This is a genomic window from Pseudomonas sp. PGPPP4 (assembly GCF_002256045.1).
GTDB lineage: Bacteria > Pseudomonadota > Gammaproteobacteria > Pseudomonadales > Pseudomonadaceae > Chryseomonas > Chryseomonas oryzihabitans.
The window spans coordinates 148,134-163,547 of the sequence record NZ_NKID01000002.1 but is presented as its reverse complement, the minus strand read 5'-3'; the positions used below and the strand labels follow the sequence as shown (position 1 = coordinate 163,547).

Genomic DNA, 15,414 nt, shown 5'->3' with positions numbered 1-15,414 from the left:
ATCGTCGTTTCTGGGGTCCGCAAGAGACCCGCCCTTGGCAGGGTCGCGCCCCGACCGCTACCCTCGGCGCCCTACCCTGCTTTTCCTGTCCTTTCCTGGAGACCCTTTTCTCCCATGCCTGCGTTGAAACCCCTCACCCTCGCCATCGGCCTGCTGCTCGGCGGCCAGGCCTTAGCCGCCCCTGTCTTCGACGTCACCGAACTGGGTGACCTCGCCACCGCCTGCAGCGACCTCGACACCTTCGTCAACCAGAAGTGGGTCGCCGCCAATCCGATCCCGCCGGACAAGTCGCGCTGGGGTTCCTTCATGGCCCTGGGGGAGAAATCGCTCAACGACCAGCACGCCATCCTGCAGCGGGCGGCCCGCACGGCCGATCGGGCGGCAGCGGGCTCGGTGGAACAGAAGATCGGCTGGCTGTATCGCTCGGGCATGGACGAGGCCGCCATCGAGCGCGCCGGCTATCGGCCGATCCAGGCGCAACTGGCGGCCATCGACGGATTGCGCACCACGGCCGATGTCGTGAAGTACCTGCAACAGAGCTTCGCCCGCGGCGACATGCAGGTATTCTCCTTTGGCTCCGGCGCCGACTACCAGAATGCCAAGCAGCAGATCGCCTATGCCTACCAGGGCGGTCTGGGCCTGCCGACCCCCGATTACTACACCGAAGCCGACTACGCCAAGTTGCGCCAGGCCTATCTGGGCCACATCGCCCGGCTGCTGGTCCTGACCGGCGTACCCAAGGCCCAGGCCGCCGCCCAGGCCGAACTGGTGCTGGCCTTCGAAAGTCGCCTGGCGCGCGCCTCGGTCAAGCCGGTGGAGCTGCGCAATCCGGAGAACCAGTATCACTACCTGAGCTTCGCCGAGGCCAACAAGGTGACCCCGCACTTCGACTGGCAGGCGTTCTTCGCCAGCCAGGGCGTCACCGGCCAGCAGGGCTTTTCGCTGTCCCAGCCGGGCTTCTTCGCCGAATTCGACCGGATGCTGGCGGAGACCCCCGTCGAGCAGTGGCAGGCCTATCTGCGTGCCCATGTGATCGACGACGCCGCGCCGCTGCTGTCCCGACCCTTCCAGCAGGAGAGCTTCGAGTTCAACCAGAAGACCCTGAGCGGCCAGCAGCAGCAGAGCGAGCGCTGGAAGCGGGTGCTGCGCGCGGTCAACGGCGCCATGGGCGAAGGTCTCGGCCAGCTCTATGTGCAGGAGCATTTCTCGCCCCAGGCCAAGGCCCGCGCCCAGGAACTGGTGGACAACGTGATGCTGGCGCTCAAGGCGCGCATCGAGCAGCTCGACTGGATGAGCCCCGAGACCAAGCAGAAGGCGCTGGCCAAGTGGGACAGCTTCCTACCCAAGATCGGCTATCCGGAACGCTGGCGTGACTGGAGCGGCCTGACCCTCCAGCCCCAGGGATTCTATGCCAACCTGGAAGCCGCCTCGCGCTTCAACTACCGGCATGACCTGGACAAGATCGGCAAGCCCACCGACCGCAAGGAATGGGGCATGTATCCGCAGACGGTCAACGCCTACTACAGCCCCACCGACAACACCATCAACTTCCCCGCGGCCATCCTGCAGCCGCCCTTCTTCTATCCGGACGGCGACGACGCCATCAACTACGGCGGCATCGGCGCGGTGATCGGCCACGAGGCCAGCCATGGCTTCGACGACCAGGGCAGCAAATTCGACGGTGCCGGCAACCAGGTCGACTGGTGGACCCCGGCCGACCGCAAGGCCTTCGAGGCCCGCACCGGCAAGCTGGTGCAGCAATTCGACGGTTATCGGCCGCTGCCGGACCATCCGGAGCTGCACGTCAACGGCAAGCTCACCCTGGGCGAGAATATCGGCGACCTCGGCGGCATCAATGCCGCCTATGACGCCCTGCAACTGGCCCTGGCGAAGAAGCCGGAAGAGGCTGCCCGGAAGATCGACGGCTATACCCAGGACCAGCGCTTCTTCCTCAACTGGGCGCGGGTCTGGCGCGGCTCGATCCGTGAAGAGCAGGCGCGCCTGTTCCTCAACACCGATCCCCATGCGCCCATGAGATTCCGTGCCATCGGCGCGCCATCCAACATGCCAGCCTTCGCCCAGGCCTTCAGCTGCAAGGCAGGCGATGCCATGGTCCGGCCGGACGAGCAGCGCGTGGAAATCTGGTGACGAACCAGGGGCGTCGGTCGAGCGGGTATCGCTTTTGCATCGCTCGCCTTCTCTCTCCTCTGGCGCCCCGTCCATGCCCCTAGAACTCACCTTCGCCGAAGCCACCGCGACCGGTCCGCGCAAGGAAAACCAGGACGCCTTGCGCAGTGTCCAGCCCAGCCCGGCGCTGGCGGCGACCAAGGGGCATCTGTTCGCCCTCGCCGATGGCGTCAGCGGCTGTCCGGATGGTGGCCTGGCGGCGCGCGCCACCCTTCAGGCCCTGGCCCAGGACTACTACTCCACTCCGGAAACCTGGCCGGTGGCCCAGGCGCTGGAACGACTGCTGCTGGCGCAGAATCGCTGGCTGCAGGCCGCCGGCAATGGCCAGCCACTGCTGACCACCCTCACCGCCCTGGTGATCCGCGGCCGGCGCTACACCCTGGCCCATGTCGGCGATTGCCGCGCCTATCGCTGGCACGGCGAACGGCTGACCTGTCTCACCGTCGACCACGTCTGGCAGCAGGCCGGCATGCAGCATGTGCTGACCCGCGCCCTGGGGCTGGAAAACCACCTGGTGGTGGATTTTCGCGAAGGCGAACTGGAAGCCGGCGAAACCCTGCTGCTGGTGAGCGATGGGGTCTGGGCCGCGCTGGGCGAAGACAGCATGAGGCGCATCCTCGTCGACGGCGTCAGCGATCTGGACGCGACCGCCCAGGCGCTGGTGGCTGGCGCCCTGCATGCCGGCGGCCAGGACAATGCCAGCGCCCTGCTGGTGCGGGTCGATCGCCTGCCGGACATCTCCCTGGCCGATACCCTGGCCAATGCCGACACCTGGCCGCCGCTGCCCGCCCTGAAGCCCGGCCAAGCCTTCGAAGGCTGGACGGTGGTGGAGCGCCTGGCCGAGTCGCGGCAATCGCTGCTCTACCGGGTCACCGACGAGGGTGGCCGCCCCTGGCTGCTCAAGACCCTCCCCGCGGCGCTGCAATTCGACACCCTGGCCGGTCATGCCCTGCTCATGGAGGAGTGGTTCCTGCGGCGCGTCGCCGGCCGCGCCTTCGTCGAGGTGCATCCGCTGCCACGGCGCGCCCATCTCTATTTCGTGCAGCGCGAATATCCGGGGCGCACCCTGGCGCAACAGCTGACCAGCGACGGGCCCCTGGCCCTGGCCGACTGGCTGGACGTCGCCTCGCGCCTGTTGCGTGCGCTCGGCCAGTTGCACAGACGCAACATCCTTCACCGCGACATCAAGCCGGACAATCTGCACCGTGGCCAGGATGGTGAATTGCGCCTGCTGGACTTCGGCCTGGCCTACTGTCCGCAACTGTCCCAGGATCTGCAGGACAGCCCGGGCACCCCCAGCTACCGGGCGCCGGAATCCTTCGAAGGTGCCGAACCGAGTCCCGCCCAGGATCTCTATGCGGCCGGGGTGACCCTCTATCAGCTGCTGACTGGTGGCTATCCCTACGGCGAGGTGGAACCCTTCCAGCGCCCTCGCTTCGGCACGCCGGCCAGCGTCCTGCGCCGGCGCCCGGATGTACCGGCCTGGCTCGACGACTGGCTGCAGCGGGCCGTGGCGGTCGACCCCGCCGAGCGCTTCGAAACCGCGGAAGAAGCCCTGCTGCTGCTGGAGCAGGGCGAGCGGCAACCGGCGGTCCGCGCCCTGCCGCTGCTGCACCGCGATCCGCTGCGCACCTGGCAGGTGGTCGCCACCCTGTCACTTCTGGCCAACCTGGTGCTCGTGCTGTTGTGGCTCTATCGCCACTGAGGCGTCCCGGTCTGGAGCAGCTTTTGCAGGCCAGTGGCCAGCCTCCTGTTCGAGTCTCGCCCCATGTCCGATCGCCAGATGCCCCCTGCCCTGCGTTTCATGCTGGCGGCCCGCCGTTGCGAACTGCAGCAACTGGAGGGTCTTGCCCTGACCTGCGAACTGGTGGAGGGCGCCAGCGCGCTGGTGCATGACCTGCAGCGCGAGCGCGGCTTCAGCAATATCCTGCTGGGGACGGGCAGCGATCGCTATCGCAGCGCCCTGGAACGGCATTCGGCGACGACGCGCTGCAGCGAGAAGCGCCTGCGCGAAGGCCTGGACACCTTCGACGCCAGCCTGGCCCAGGATCGCCCGCGCCTGCTCAATCGTATCGCCTGTGTCCTGCATCTGCTCGATGGCCTGCCGGGTCTGAGGCGCGGCGTGCTCGACCGGCGCCTGGGTATGGAAGAGGCCACCGCGGCCTTCTCGCACCTGATCGGCGGCTTGCTGGCGGTCATCTTCGAGGCGGCCGACACGGCGAGCGACCCGGGTCTCAGCCGGGCCCTGGTGGCGCTGTTCAACTTCATGCAGGGCAAGGAACTGGCGGGCCAGGCCCGGGCGACCGGCGTGGTCGGCTTCGCCCAAGGTCATTTCGATGCCGTGCTGCTGGCTCGTCTCGACGACCTGGACAGTGGCCAGGCCCGTTGCTTCGCCGGTTTCCTCGACCATGCCGATCCCCAGGCCCTGGTCCTCTGGCACGGGGTGCAGGAGTGCGCCTCGCGGCAGCAGATCGAACGACTGCGCGGCGTCGCCCAGCGCACCTCGGCGCGTGCCCAGGTGGAACCGGCGCTGGCCGAACTCTGGTTCGAACTCAATACCCGCCGCCTGGACGCCATGCAGGAGGTCGCCCAGCACCTGGTCCTGGAACTCCGCGCGCGCTGTGCGAAGAGCATCGCCCAGGCCCAGGCGGACCTGGACAGCCATCGCAAGCTGTCCCGCCGCCTGGCCGAGCTCGACCGCGAGCCGAGCACGCCACTGCTGTTCAGCCTGACCGCCAATCCGCTGGGTGAAGCCCGGCCAGGCGAAGGTCAGCCCGGCATCCTAGAATTGCTGCACGAGCAGACCCGCCGCCTGCACGAGGTGGAGGCGGAGCTGCAGGAAACCCGCCGCTCCCTGGTCGAGCGCAAGCTGCTGGAGCGCGCCAAGCAGCAGCTCATGCAGCAGCTGCAACTGCCGGAGGCGGACGCCCACCAGCATCTGCAGCGACTGGCGATGCGCAGTGGCCGACCGCTGCCCGAACTGGTCCGGCAGCTACTCGGCCAGGAGCCCTAGGTCGGCGCTATTCATCGATCGGTATTGGCCATCGTGCTGCCCGGGCCCGTTCGGCACCTCCATGCGCCGCCAGGGCGCACCCCGGCAGAGAAACGCCCCCTGACTGTGCGCCCAAGACCCGCAAAAGTCCTGGATCGCCCGGGATTCCGGGCTTGGCACAGTCCCTGCAAAAGTCCTGGCGAGCGCCTGGCGCTCCCACAGCAATCCCCGGACGAAGGTGTCCACGCTCGCAGCCCAAGCCTGCCGAGAGTGGATGCCTTTTTTTGTGCCCGCGAAATAAGGAAGGACGATGGACGACAGCTCGCGTAACGATGACCAGGCCGGTCGCGGACTCCCCCGCCGCAGTTTCCTCAAGCAGTCGCTCGGCGTACTGGGCGCTGGCGCCGCGCTCACGCTGCTGCCACCCGGGCTGAGGTCCGCCGCCTGGGCCTCCGGCAGCGATGCCGTGGAGACGACCAAGGCCAAACTGGGCTTCATCGCCCTCACCGATGCCGCACCGCTGTTCGTCGCCGACGAGCTGGGGCTGTTCGCCAAGCACGGCATGACCGAGGTGGAGGTGCTCAAGCAATCCTCCTGGGGCACCACCCGCGACAACCTGGTGCTGGGCTCGGCGGCCAATGGCATCGACGGCGCCCACATCCTCACCCCCATGGTCTATCAGCTGGCCTCCGGCAAGATCACCCCCAACGGCCAGCCACTGCCCATGGCGCTGCTGGCGCGGCTGAACGTCGACGGCCAGGGCATCTCGCTGTCCAACGACTACAAGGAGCAGCAGGTCGGCCTCGACGCCAGCGGCTTCAAGACCGCCCTGGCCGCGCGCCAGGCCGCTGGCAAGAAGACTTCGGCCGCCATGACCTTCCCGGGCGGCACCCATGATCTGTGGATTCGCTACTGGCTGGCGGCCAACGGTATCGACCCGAACAGGGACATCACCACCCTGGTGGTGCCCCCGGCGCAGATGGTCGCCAACATGAAGGTCGGCAACATGGACACCTTCTGCGTCGGCGAGCCCTGGAACGCCCAACTGATCAAGCAGAACATCGGCTACAGCGCCCTGACCACCGGCGAGCTCTGGGCCAATCACCCCGAGAAGGCCCTGGCCCTGCGCGGCGACTATGTCCAGGCCAATCCCAAGGCCACCGTGGCGCTGCTCAAGGCGGTGCTGGAGGCCCAGCAATACTGCGACGTGGCGGCGAACAAGCCGAAGGTCGCCGAGATCTGCGCCAAGCGGCGCTGGATCGGCGCACCCGCCGAGGACGTGGTCGGCCGCCTGCAGGGCACCTTCGACTACGGCACCGGCCGGGTGGTGCAGAACAGTCCGCACCTGATGAAGTTCTGGAACGAGCACGCCTCCTTCCCCTACCAGAGCCACGACCTCTGGTTCATCACCGAGAACCAGCGCTGGGGCTATCTACCCGGCGACCTGGATGCCCAGGGCCTGATCGCCAAGGTCAACCGCGCCGATCTCTGGCGCGAAGCGGCGGCGGCCATTGGTGTCACGGCCGGCGACATTCCCGCCAGCAACTCGCGCGGCAAGGAAAGCTTCTTCGACGGCAAGGTGTTCGACCCCGCCGATCCCAAGGCCTATCTCGCCAGCCTGACGCTCAAGGCCTGACGTCCACCATCCCTCAAGGAGTGCCGCCGATGAACGCCCACACCCGGCCACCCAAGGCCCTCGCGACCTTTCGTCCGCAAACCCATCTGCGTCGCTTCGGCCAGCAGGTGCTGCGCAATGGCCTGCCACCGCTAGTGGTGGGCGCCCTGCTGCTGATCGTCTGGCAACTGCTGTGCAGTCGCCCCGGCGCGGCCCTGCCGCCGCCGAGCCAGGTGGTCAACGACACCTGGGAGCTGATCACCCAGCCCTTCTACGACAACGGCGGCAATGACGTGGGCATGGCCTGGCAACTGCTGGCCAGCCTCGAACGCGTCGCCTACGGCTACCTGATGGCCGCCGTGGTGGGTATCGCCCTGGGCGTGCTGGTGGGCCAGTCGGCCTGGGCCATGCGCGGCCTCGATCCACTGTTCCAGGTCCTGCGCACCGTGCCGCCGCTGGCCTGGCTGCCGCTGTCCCTGGCCGGCTTCAAGGACAGCCACCCCTCGGCGCTGTTCGTCATCTTCATCACCGCCATCTGGCCGATCATCATCAATACCTCGGTGGGCATCCGCAACATCCCCGAGGACTACCGCAACGTGGCGCGCGTCCTGCGCCTGAATGGCTGGGAATACTTCCAGAAGATCATGCTGCCGGCCGCCGCGCCCTACATCTTCTCCGGCCTGCGCATCGGCGTGGGCCTGTCGTGGCTGGCCATCATCGCCGCCGAGATGCTGATCGGTGGCGTGGGCATCGGCTTCTTCATCTGGGATGCCTGGAACGCCTCGCGCATCAGCGACATCATCCTGGCGCTGGTCTACGTCGGCGTCATCGGCTTCCTGCTCGACCGGCTGGTGGCCCTCATCGGCCGGCTGGTCACCCGCGGCACCGCGAACTAGAGGACTCCCACCATGGCCCAGCCCTACCTGAGCATCGAGCACGTCGACAAGAGCTTCACCCGCAACGGCCTGACCTCCACGGTGCTGCGCGACGTCAATCTCAAGATCGAACGCGGCGAGTACATCTCCATCATCGGCCACTCCGGCTGCGGCAAGTCGACGGTGCTCAACATCGTCGCCGGCCTGATCGAACCCACTTCCGGCTCCATCCTGCTGGAGAACCGCGAGGTCCGCGGTCCTGGTCCGGAGCGCAGCCTGGTGTTCCAGAACCACTCGCTGCTGCCCTGGCTGACGGTCTACGAGAACGTCGCCCTGGCGGTGGACAAGGTGTTCCGGGGCGCCAAGAGCAAGGCCGAGCGCCATACCTGGACGCTGCACAACCTGGAAATGGTCAACATGAGCCATGCCCTGCACAAAAGACCCAGCGAGATTTCCGGTGGCATGAAGCAGCGGGTCGGCATCGCCCGGGCCCTGGCCATGGAGCCCAAGGTGCTCTTGCTGGACGAGCCCTTCGGCGCCCTGGACGCCCTCACCCGGGCGCATCTGCAGGATGAGGTGATGCGCATCCAGAGCGAATTGCGCAACACCGTGATGATGATCACCCACGACGTGGACGAGGCGGTGCTGCTCTCGGATCGCATCGTCATGATGACCAACGGCCCGGCAGCCACCATCGGCGAGATCCTCACCATCGACCTGCCGCGGCCACGCGATCGCATCACCCTGGTCGACGATCCCCGCTACAACGGCTATCGCCACGCGGTGCTGAGCTTCCTCTACGAGAAGCACAGCCACCCTGGTGCCGTAGCCTGACGATTCGCACCGTTTCAAGGCAACACGCCTCGAAACGGGGCGATTTTGCGGTCTCCCGGGCGCACAAACCCAGGGTTTGTCTCGCTGGGGCAACTGGCACGAAGCCTGCAAATCCTCAGACAACATAGGTCTTTCTTCAACGGCGAGGAAAGACCCTCCGGACAAAGGCGTCCCAGCTGCTTGCAGCGGGACGCCTTTTTTTTGCGTTACAGTCGCCACCCTGGATACGAGAGGTCACTACATGAGCGGGAAAGTCTGGTTGATCGGTGCCGGCCCCGGCGATCCCGAATTGCTGACCCTCAAGGCTGTGCGCGCCCTGGGCGAGGCCGAGGTGGTGATGATCGATGACCTGGTCAATCCGGCGGTGCTCGAACACTGCCCGAACGCCCGGGTGATCCGCGTCGGCAAGCGCGGCGGTTGCCGCTCCACGCCCCAGGCCTTCATCCATCGACTGATGCTGCGCTATGCCCGCCAGGGCCGTTGCGTGGCCCGGCTCAAGGGCGGCGATCCCTGCATCTTCGGTCGCGCCGGCGAGGAAGCCGAATGGCTAGCCGCCCGTGGCGTCAGCAGCGAGATCGTCAACGGCATCACCGCCGGCCTGGCTGGCGCCACCGCCTGCGGCATTTCCCTGACCCTGAGAGGCGTGGCCCGGGGCGTGACCTTGGTCACCGCCCACACCCAAGACGACAGCGCGCCCAACTGGCCGGCCCTGGCCGCCACCGGCACCACCCTGGTGGTCTACATGGGCGTGGCGCGCCTGGCCGAGATCCAGCAGGGCCTGCTGGACGGCGGTCTGGGCCTGACCACCCCGGTGGCCATGATCGAGAACGCCTCCCTGCCCAGCCAGCGCGAGTGCCGCTCGACCCTGCAGGATCTGCAGGTGGACGCCGCCCTCTTCCAGCTGCGCAGTCCGGCGATCCTGGTGATCGGCGAGGTGGTCGGCCAGGCCGCCCTGCAACAGGCCCTGAGCTTCGCCGCCCAGGCCTGAGCGGCGAACTCCGGAGCCCAGCCGCCGTTCCTATGGGTAATCCCCCAGCAGAGCGGCGCCCATGGACCTCGTCATCGCTCGCCCGGACGGCCTCTACTGCCCGCCCGGCGACTTCTACATCGATCCCTGGCATCCGGTGGAACGTTCGGTCATCACCCATGGCCACGGCGATCATGCCCGGGTAGGCAACGGTCACTATCTCGCCACCTCGGCCAGTGCCGGCATCCTGCGCGCCCGGCTCGGTGCCGACATCAACCTCCAGACCCTGGAATACGGCGAGGTCATCGACCACCACGGGGTCAGGCTAAGCTTCCATCCGGCCGGCCATGTGCTGGGGTCGGCCCAGGTGCGTCTGGAATACCGCGGCGAGGTCTGGGTCGCCTCGGGCGACTACAAGGTCGAACCCGATGGCACCTGCACCCCCTTCGAGCCGGTGCGCTGCCATACCTTCATCACCGAATCCACCTTTGGCCTGCCGATCTATCGCTGGCGACCCCAGGCCGAGATCTTCGCCGAGGTCAACCAATGGTGGCGCGCCAACCAGGCCCAGGGGCTGGCCAGCGTCCTCTACAGCTACGCCTTCGGCAAGGCGCAACGCCTGCTGCACGGCCTCGATCCACAGATCGGCCCCATCCTGGCCCATGGCGCGGTGGAGCCGCTCAACCGGGTCTATCGCGAGGCCGGCATCCGCATTCCCGAGACCCACTACGCCGGCGACTTCAAGAAGAGCGATCCCGCGTTGCGTCAGGCGCTGATCATCGCCCCGCCCTCGGCCGGGGGCAGTACCTGGATCCGCCGCTTCGGCGAACACAGCGACGCCTTCGCCAGTGGCTGGATGATGCTGCGCGGCACCCGCCGCCGGCGCGGCGTGGATCGCGGCTTCGTGCTCTCCGACCACGCCGACTGGCCGGGCCTGCTGTGGGCCATCGAGCAGACCGGCGCCGAGCGGGTGATGGTCACCCATGGCTCGGTCGCCACCCTGGTGCGCTACCTGCGCGACCAGGGGCTGGACGCCCAGGGCTTCACCACCGAATACGGTGAGGAAGACGACACCCCCGTCGCCGCGGAGGCCCAGGCATGAAGGCCTTCGCCGAACTCTACGGGCGTCTCGACGCCACCACCTCCAGCAATGCCAAGCTCGCGGCCCTGGTGGACTACTTCGGCAGCGCCCCGGCCGCGGATGCCGCCTGGGCGGTGTACTTCCTCGCCGGCGGCCGCCCCCGTCGGCTGGTGCCGACCCGGCAGCTGCGCGAATTGACCATGGCCCTCTCCGGCCTGCCCGAGTGGCTGTTCGAAGAGAGCTACCAGGCGGTGGGTGACCTGGCGGAGACCATGGCCCTGCTGATTCCCACCGCCGATGCCGCCAACGCCGAGGGCCTGGCCTTCTGGCTGGAGGAGTACCTGCTGCCCCTGCGCGGCCTGCCTCCGGAAGAGCTGGCCGAGCGCCTGCCGCCGCTCTGGGGCCAGCTGGATCGCCAGAGCCTGATGGTCTGCATCAAGCTGATCACCGGCGAATTCCGTGTCGGTGTCTCCAAGCTGCTGGTGACCCGTGCCCTGGCCACCCTGGCGGACCTGGATCCCAAGCGCGTCGCGCAGCGCCTGGTGGGCTATACCGATCTCTCCCACCGTCCCACCGCCGAGGGCTATGCCCGCCTGGTCGCCCCGGAAAGCCCGGACGAGCACGCCCAGCGCGGCGGCCAGCCCTATCCCTTCTTTCTCGCCCACGCCCTGCAACTGCCGGTGGAGCAGTTCGAGGCGCAAATGGGGCCGGCCGAGGACTGGCAGGTGGAATGGAAGTGGGATGGCATCCGCGCCCAGTTGGTCAAGCGCGACGGTCGGCTGTGGATCTGGTCGCGGGGCGAAGACCTGGTCACCGATCGCTTTCCGGAATTGCATCCCCTCGCGGAGTCACTGCCCGATGGCACCGTGATCGACGGCGAGATCGTGGTCTGGAAGGAAGACGTCGCACCCGACGCCCTACTCAGCAGCGAAGAGGTGAGCGAGCAGCAGGACGGCCGCGATCCGGCCGCGCCCATCCCCTTCGGCGTGCAACCCTTCGCCCTGCTGCAGCAACGCATCGGCCGCAAGACCCTGGGCAAGAAGATCCTCGAAGACGTGCCGGTCATCCTGCTGGCCTACGACCTGCTGGAATGGCAGGGCCACGACCTGCGCAGCCAGCCGCAACGCCAGCGCCGCGCCGAGCTGGAGCAAGTGGTGGCCCGTTGCGCCAGCCCGTTGCTGAGACCCTCGCCACTGTTGCACGGGCGCGACTGGCAGGACCTCGCCCGCCAGCGCGAGGCCTCCCGCACCCTGGGCGTCGAAGGCATGATGCTCAAGGCTCAGGATTCGCTCTATGGCGTCGGCCGCACCAAGGACATGGGCACCTGGTGGAAGTGGAAGGTCGATCCCTTTTCGGTGGATGCGGTGCTCATCTATGCCCAGCGCGGCCACGGGCGGCGCGCCAGTCTCTATTCCGACTACACCTTTGCCGTCTGGGACGGTCCGCCGGAGAGCAGCGAACGGACCCTGGTGCCCTTCGCCAAGGCCTATTCGGGCCTGACCGACGAAGAGATGCGCAAGGTGGACGCCATCGTCCGGCGCACCACGGTGGAGAAATTCGGTCCGGTGCGCAGCGTCGAGCCGACCCTGGTGTTCGAACTGGGCTTCGAGGGGATCGCCCTGTCCAAGCGCCACAAGAGCGGCGTCGCGGTGCGCTTTCCGCGCATGCTGCGCTGGCGCCACGACAAGCCGGTGGCCGAAGCCGATACCCTCGACATCCTGCAAAATCTGCTGGCCTAGCCCATGGCCGGTCAGACCGCGCCGCCGGTCGCCGATGGCGCGGCCCCGCAGGAACCGCGTTGGGCTCTGGCGCTCGCCTGCCTGCCGGCGCTGGCGATCATCCTGCTCACCGGCGGCTGCACGGGTGCCTGGCTGCCCTGCGTGGTGGCACTGGGCGGCGCCTATACCGTCGGCTTTGGCGCCTACAAGAGCTTTGCCGCCGAACCCCTGGCACCGATGCTGGTGGCGGCGCTGGGGATGGCCTTTTCCGCCGTGGTCGGCTCCCTGTTGGGTCATCAGTTGCCGGCGCTGGTCCTGGCCGGCGCCCTCTGGGCCGCCTGCTGCGCCTGGCTGTTCGCCGTGGGCAACGGCCCCTGGTGGATCACCCAGCAATGGACGGTGGCCCTGCTGGTGGCCGGCGGCTTTCCCGGTGACCTGCAGCAGGCGCTGCTGCGGGGCGGCCTGGTGCTGGGCGGCGGGCTGCTGCAACTGCTGCTCTTCGCCCTGGTGCAAAAGGCGCTCTACCGCTCCCAGTGGCGGCTGCGCACCGGCTCCCTGAAGGCCCACCTCCATGAAGTCGTGGCGCTGTTCGCGGACAGGTTTCGCCTCGGCCGCTACGGCTTCTATGCCGCCGCCGTGGTCGCCCTCTGCCAGACCCTGACCGGCCTGCTGGAGTACGGTCACGGCTACTGGGCGCCCATGACCGCGCTGCTGGTGCTCAAGCCGCGCCTGGGCGACACCTGGCGGCGCGGCCTCGGCCGGTTGGGCGGCACCCTGGCCGGCTGCCTGCTGGCGGGCGCGGTGGTCTGGCTCGATGACACCCCCGCCGTCCTGGGCAGCGCCTGCCTGCTGTGCGCGGCGGGCGCCTATCTGCTGCAGGACGGGCGCTACTCACTGCAGACGCTGTTCATCACCGGCACCACGGTCCTGATGGTCGCCCTGGCCGGCGCGCCCGAGGCCAGTATCGCCCGCGAACGGATCGGCAGCACCCTGCTCGGCGGCGCGGTCGCCCTGCTCTTTCTGGCGCTGGAAGCCAGCGTCGAACGGGGACTCGCCCGCCTTCAGCGGCGACGGCGGTTGCGCCAGGCGAACACCAGCAACCCCAGCAAGGCGCCCAGGTAGCTGCCAGCGTGCATCCAGGCCGCCAGCAGGAAACCACGACGATCCTGCACGCAGGCCGGCACCCGCAGGACGCTGCCCAGCTCCAGGGCGAGCCAACCCAGGCCCAGGCCCAGCAGGGCGCAGCCCAGTGCCCCGAGCAGCACGGCCGCGCTGCCGCGCCAGAGATAGCGGTCACCGCCAGGCCGCCCGCGCGCCAGCCAGAGCAGCGCCAGGCCCAGCGGCAGTCCGGCCACCGCACCGGCCTGCAGGCCGACCCGGGCGGCTCGCCAGCGGGGCGCCAGCGCCGTGTCGAGCAGGCCGAATTGCGGAAATTTCAGGCAGGTGAAGTAATCCGGACCCAGGCCATAGCTGAGCTGGTCATGCAGCGCCCCATAGAGCGCGGCCAGGGCGATCAGCACCAGTAGCCTGCCCAGGCCGCTCGCCACCGGCTAGCCCAGAGCCTTGTGATAGCTGTGCAGCCCCGTCGCCAGCGGTCGCGGCAGAAAGCCGCAGTGCTGGTACCCACAGCGTTCATAGAAGGCTGCGGCCTGGGCCGTACGCAGATAGGCCACCTGGGCCCCCAGGGCGCGAGCATCGACTTCCGCCTGCTGCAAGAGCCGTCGCCCCAACCCTCGTTGGCGATGGCCCTCTTCGACCCAGAGCACCTCGATCTCCAGACCCTGCCAGAACACCCGACCCAGGAGGCCAGCTATGACTCTAGAGGCCTCGACGACGACCAATCGGAGCGGGACATCGGCCGACTCGTCGGCCAACTGGGGATGCTGGGCGCTGACGAAAGCCTGAAAACCGCGGGCGACCACCGCAGCCTGGTCAATCGTCGCCACCTGGATATCGCCTGGCGTCACAGCTTTTCCCTGACAGGTCATCTCGCCTCGCTCCCGTTTCCTTTGCACACAGCCGGACGCCGCTATTGCTACCGAGCAAGTACGATGTCTTATCGAACCGGGTCTTCTGCTACCTTTCTGCCCACCTTTGGCGCACGCGTATCTTTTTAGACCCAAAGCAGTGCGTTCGTCCGCCCTGGGCAGGAAAGCCGCGCCTTTCCGGTGCATAATGCGCGCCGTTTGGCTGAGTCGGCTGCTACAGGATGTAACCAACGCGGCAACCGCGTACAGATTTGGGACGATCTTCGCCGACTGGTAAGCTTATTGCTCCCGCGAGGGCACGGGCGTCGTACTGGCGCCATGATTTCATCCACATTCGCACTAGGATCCGACATGAAAAAAAGCTGGCTGACTCTCTCTGCGCTCGCCCTGTGTCTGGCCGCCGGTTCGGCGATGGCCAAGGAATGGAAAGAGATCCGCTTCGGTGTGGATACCACCTATCCGCCCTTCGAATCCCAGGCCGCCGATGGCAGCTTCGTCGGCTTCGACATCGAGCTGGGCAACGCCATCTGCGAAAAGCTGGAAGTGAAGTGCAAGTGGGTGGTGAGTGACTTCGACGGCCTGATCCCCGGCCTGCGCGCGCGCAAGTTCGATGGCATCCTGTCCTCGCTGACCAAGACCCCGGCGCGTGCCGAGCAGATCGACTTCTCCGACCTGCTGTGGTCGGGTCCCTCCTCCATGGTCACCAAGGAAGGTGCCAACCTCCAGGCCACCGCGGAAAGCCTGAAGGGCAAGACCGTCGGCGTGCAGCAGGGCACCATCCAGGAAACCTTCGCCAAGCAGAAGCTGGCGCCCAACGGCGTCAACGTCCAGAGCTACCAGAACCAGGATCAGGTCTATGCCGACCTGGTGTCCGGTCGGATCGACGTCGCCATGCAGGACATGCTGCAGGCCGAAGGTGGCTTCATGAAGTCGCCCCAGGGCAAGGGCTACACCAACACCGCCATCCACGACGAGCTGCTGCCGGCCGATACCGCCATCGGTATCCGCAAGGGCAACGACGAGTTCAAGACCTTCGTCAACAAGGGCATCGCGGCCATCCACGCCGACGGCACCTACGACAAGATCCAGAAGAAGTACTTCGGCGACCTGAACCTCTACGATCCCAAGTAAGGTCGGTTCGGCAGACGCCCCCGGTG

Annotated in this window: 13 protein-coding genes; 11 read left to right on the top strand and 2 right to left on the bottom strand. The window is 67.6% G+C overall.

Annotated features, from left to right (window positions below):
• Nucleotides 1-114 precede the first annotated feature (114 nt).
• The 10 genes from CFE50_RS03575 (at nt 115) to CFE50_RS03530 (ending at nt 13,391) form a co-directional block, all read left to right on the top strand.
• Nucleotides 115-2,148, top strand: coding sequence for a M13 family metallopeptidase (locus CFE50_RS03575; protein WP_286731253.1), 2,034 nt, complete (start codon nt 115-117; stop codon nt 2,146-2,148).
• Between the two features lie 73 nt (nt 2,149-2,221).
• The gene (locus CFE50_RS03570) at nt 2,222-3,892 is read left to right on the top strand and encodes a bifunctional protein-serine/threonine kinase/phosphatase (protein WP_286731252.1); all 1,671 of its coding nucleotides are present in this window, start codon (nt 2,222-2,224) and stop codon (nt 3,890-3,892) included.
• 63 nt (nt 3,893-3,955) lie between these two features.
• A complete protein-coding gene (locus tag CFE50_RS03565; RefSeq protein ID WP_286731250.1) occupies nt 3,956-5,200 on the top strand; it encodes a nitrate regulatory protein in 1,245 nt (414 codons plus the stop codon).
• A 289-nt stretch (nt 5,201-5,489) separates the two neighbouring features.
• A complete protein-coding gene (locus CFE50_RS03560; RefSeq protein ID WP_286731247.1) occupies nt 5,490-6,815 on the top strand; it encodes a CmpA/NrtA family ABC transporter substrate-binding protein in 1,326 nt (441 codons plus the stop codon).
• Nucleotides 6,816-6,844: 29 nt separating this feature from the next.
• A complete protein-coding gene (gene ntrB / locus CFE50_RS03555) occupies nt 6,845-7,690 on the top strand; it encodes a nitrate ABC transporter permease (protein WP_286731244.1) in 846 nt (281 codons plus the stop codon).
• 12 nt (nt 7,691-7,702) lie between these two features.
• Nucleotides 7,703-8,503 (top strand): ABC transporter ATP-binding protein, encoded by an 801-nt coding sequence (locus tag CFE50_RS03550; protein WP_286731241.1) that lies wholly within the window; start codon nt 7,703-7,705, stop codon nt 8,501-8,503.
• A gap of 241 nt (nt 8,504-8,744) precedes the next feature.
• Nucleotides 8,745-9,491, top strand: a complete 747-nt coding sequence (cobA, locus tag CFE50_RS03545) for a uroporphyrinogen-III C-methyltransferase (RefSeq protein ID WP_286731238.1) — start codon at nt 8,745-8,747, stop codon at nt 9,489-9,491.
• 61 nt (nt 9,492-9,552) lie between these two features.
• Nucleotides 9,553-10,572, top strand: coding sequence for a ligase-associated DNA damage response exonuclease (locus tag CFE50_RS03540; RefSeq protein WP_286731235.1), 1,020 nt, complete (start codon nt 9,553-9,555; stop codon nt 10,570-10,572).
• Nucleotides 10,569-12,290 (top strand): ATP-dependent DNA ligase, encoded by a 1,722-nt coding sequence (locus tag CFE50_RS03535; RefSeq protein ID WP_286731232.1) that lies wholly within the window; start codon nt 10,569-10,571, stop codon nt 12,288-12,290. Before CFE50_RS03540 ends, CFE50_RS03535 begins: the two co-directional genes overlap by 4 nt.
• A 3-nt stretch (nt 12,291-12,293) precedes the next feature.
• Nucleotides 12,294-13,391, top strand: coding sequence for an FUSC family protein (locus CFE50_RS03530; RefSeq protein WP_286731229.1), 1,098 nt, complete (start codon nt 12,294-12,296; stop codon nt 13,389-13,391).
• Here the strand turns inward: CFE50_RS03530 and CFE50_RS03525 are convergent.
• Entirely contained in the window at nt 13,331-13,816 is a 486-nt protein-coding gene (locus tag CFE50_RS03525; protein ID WP_286731227.1) for a hypothetical protein, read from the bottom strand. The genes CFE50_RS03530 and CFE50_RS03525 overlap by 61 nt on opposite strands.
• 3 nt (nt 13,817-13,819) lie before the next feature.
• Nucleotides 13,820-14,236, bottom strand: coding sequence for a GNAT family N-acetyltransferase (locus CFE50_RS03520; protein WP_286731226.1), 417 nt, complete (start codon nt 14,234-14,236; stop codon nt 13,820-13,822).
• Between the two features lie 372 nt (nt 14,237-14,608).
• Between CFE50_RS03520 and CFE50_RS03515 the strand changes: the two genes are divergently transcribed.
• Nucleotides 14,609-15,388: a transporter substrate-binding domain-containing protein gene (locus tag CFE50_RS03515; RefSeq protein ID WP_007158910.1), complete on the top strand. Its 780-nt coding sequence runs from the start codon at nt 14,609-14,611 to the stop codon at nt 15,386-15,388.
• Nucleotides 15,389-15,414: the final 26 nt, after the last annotated feature.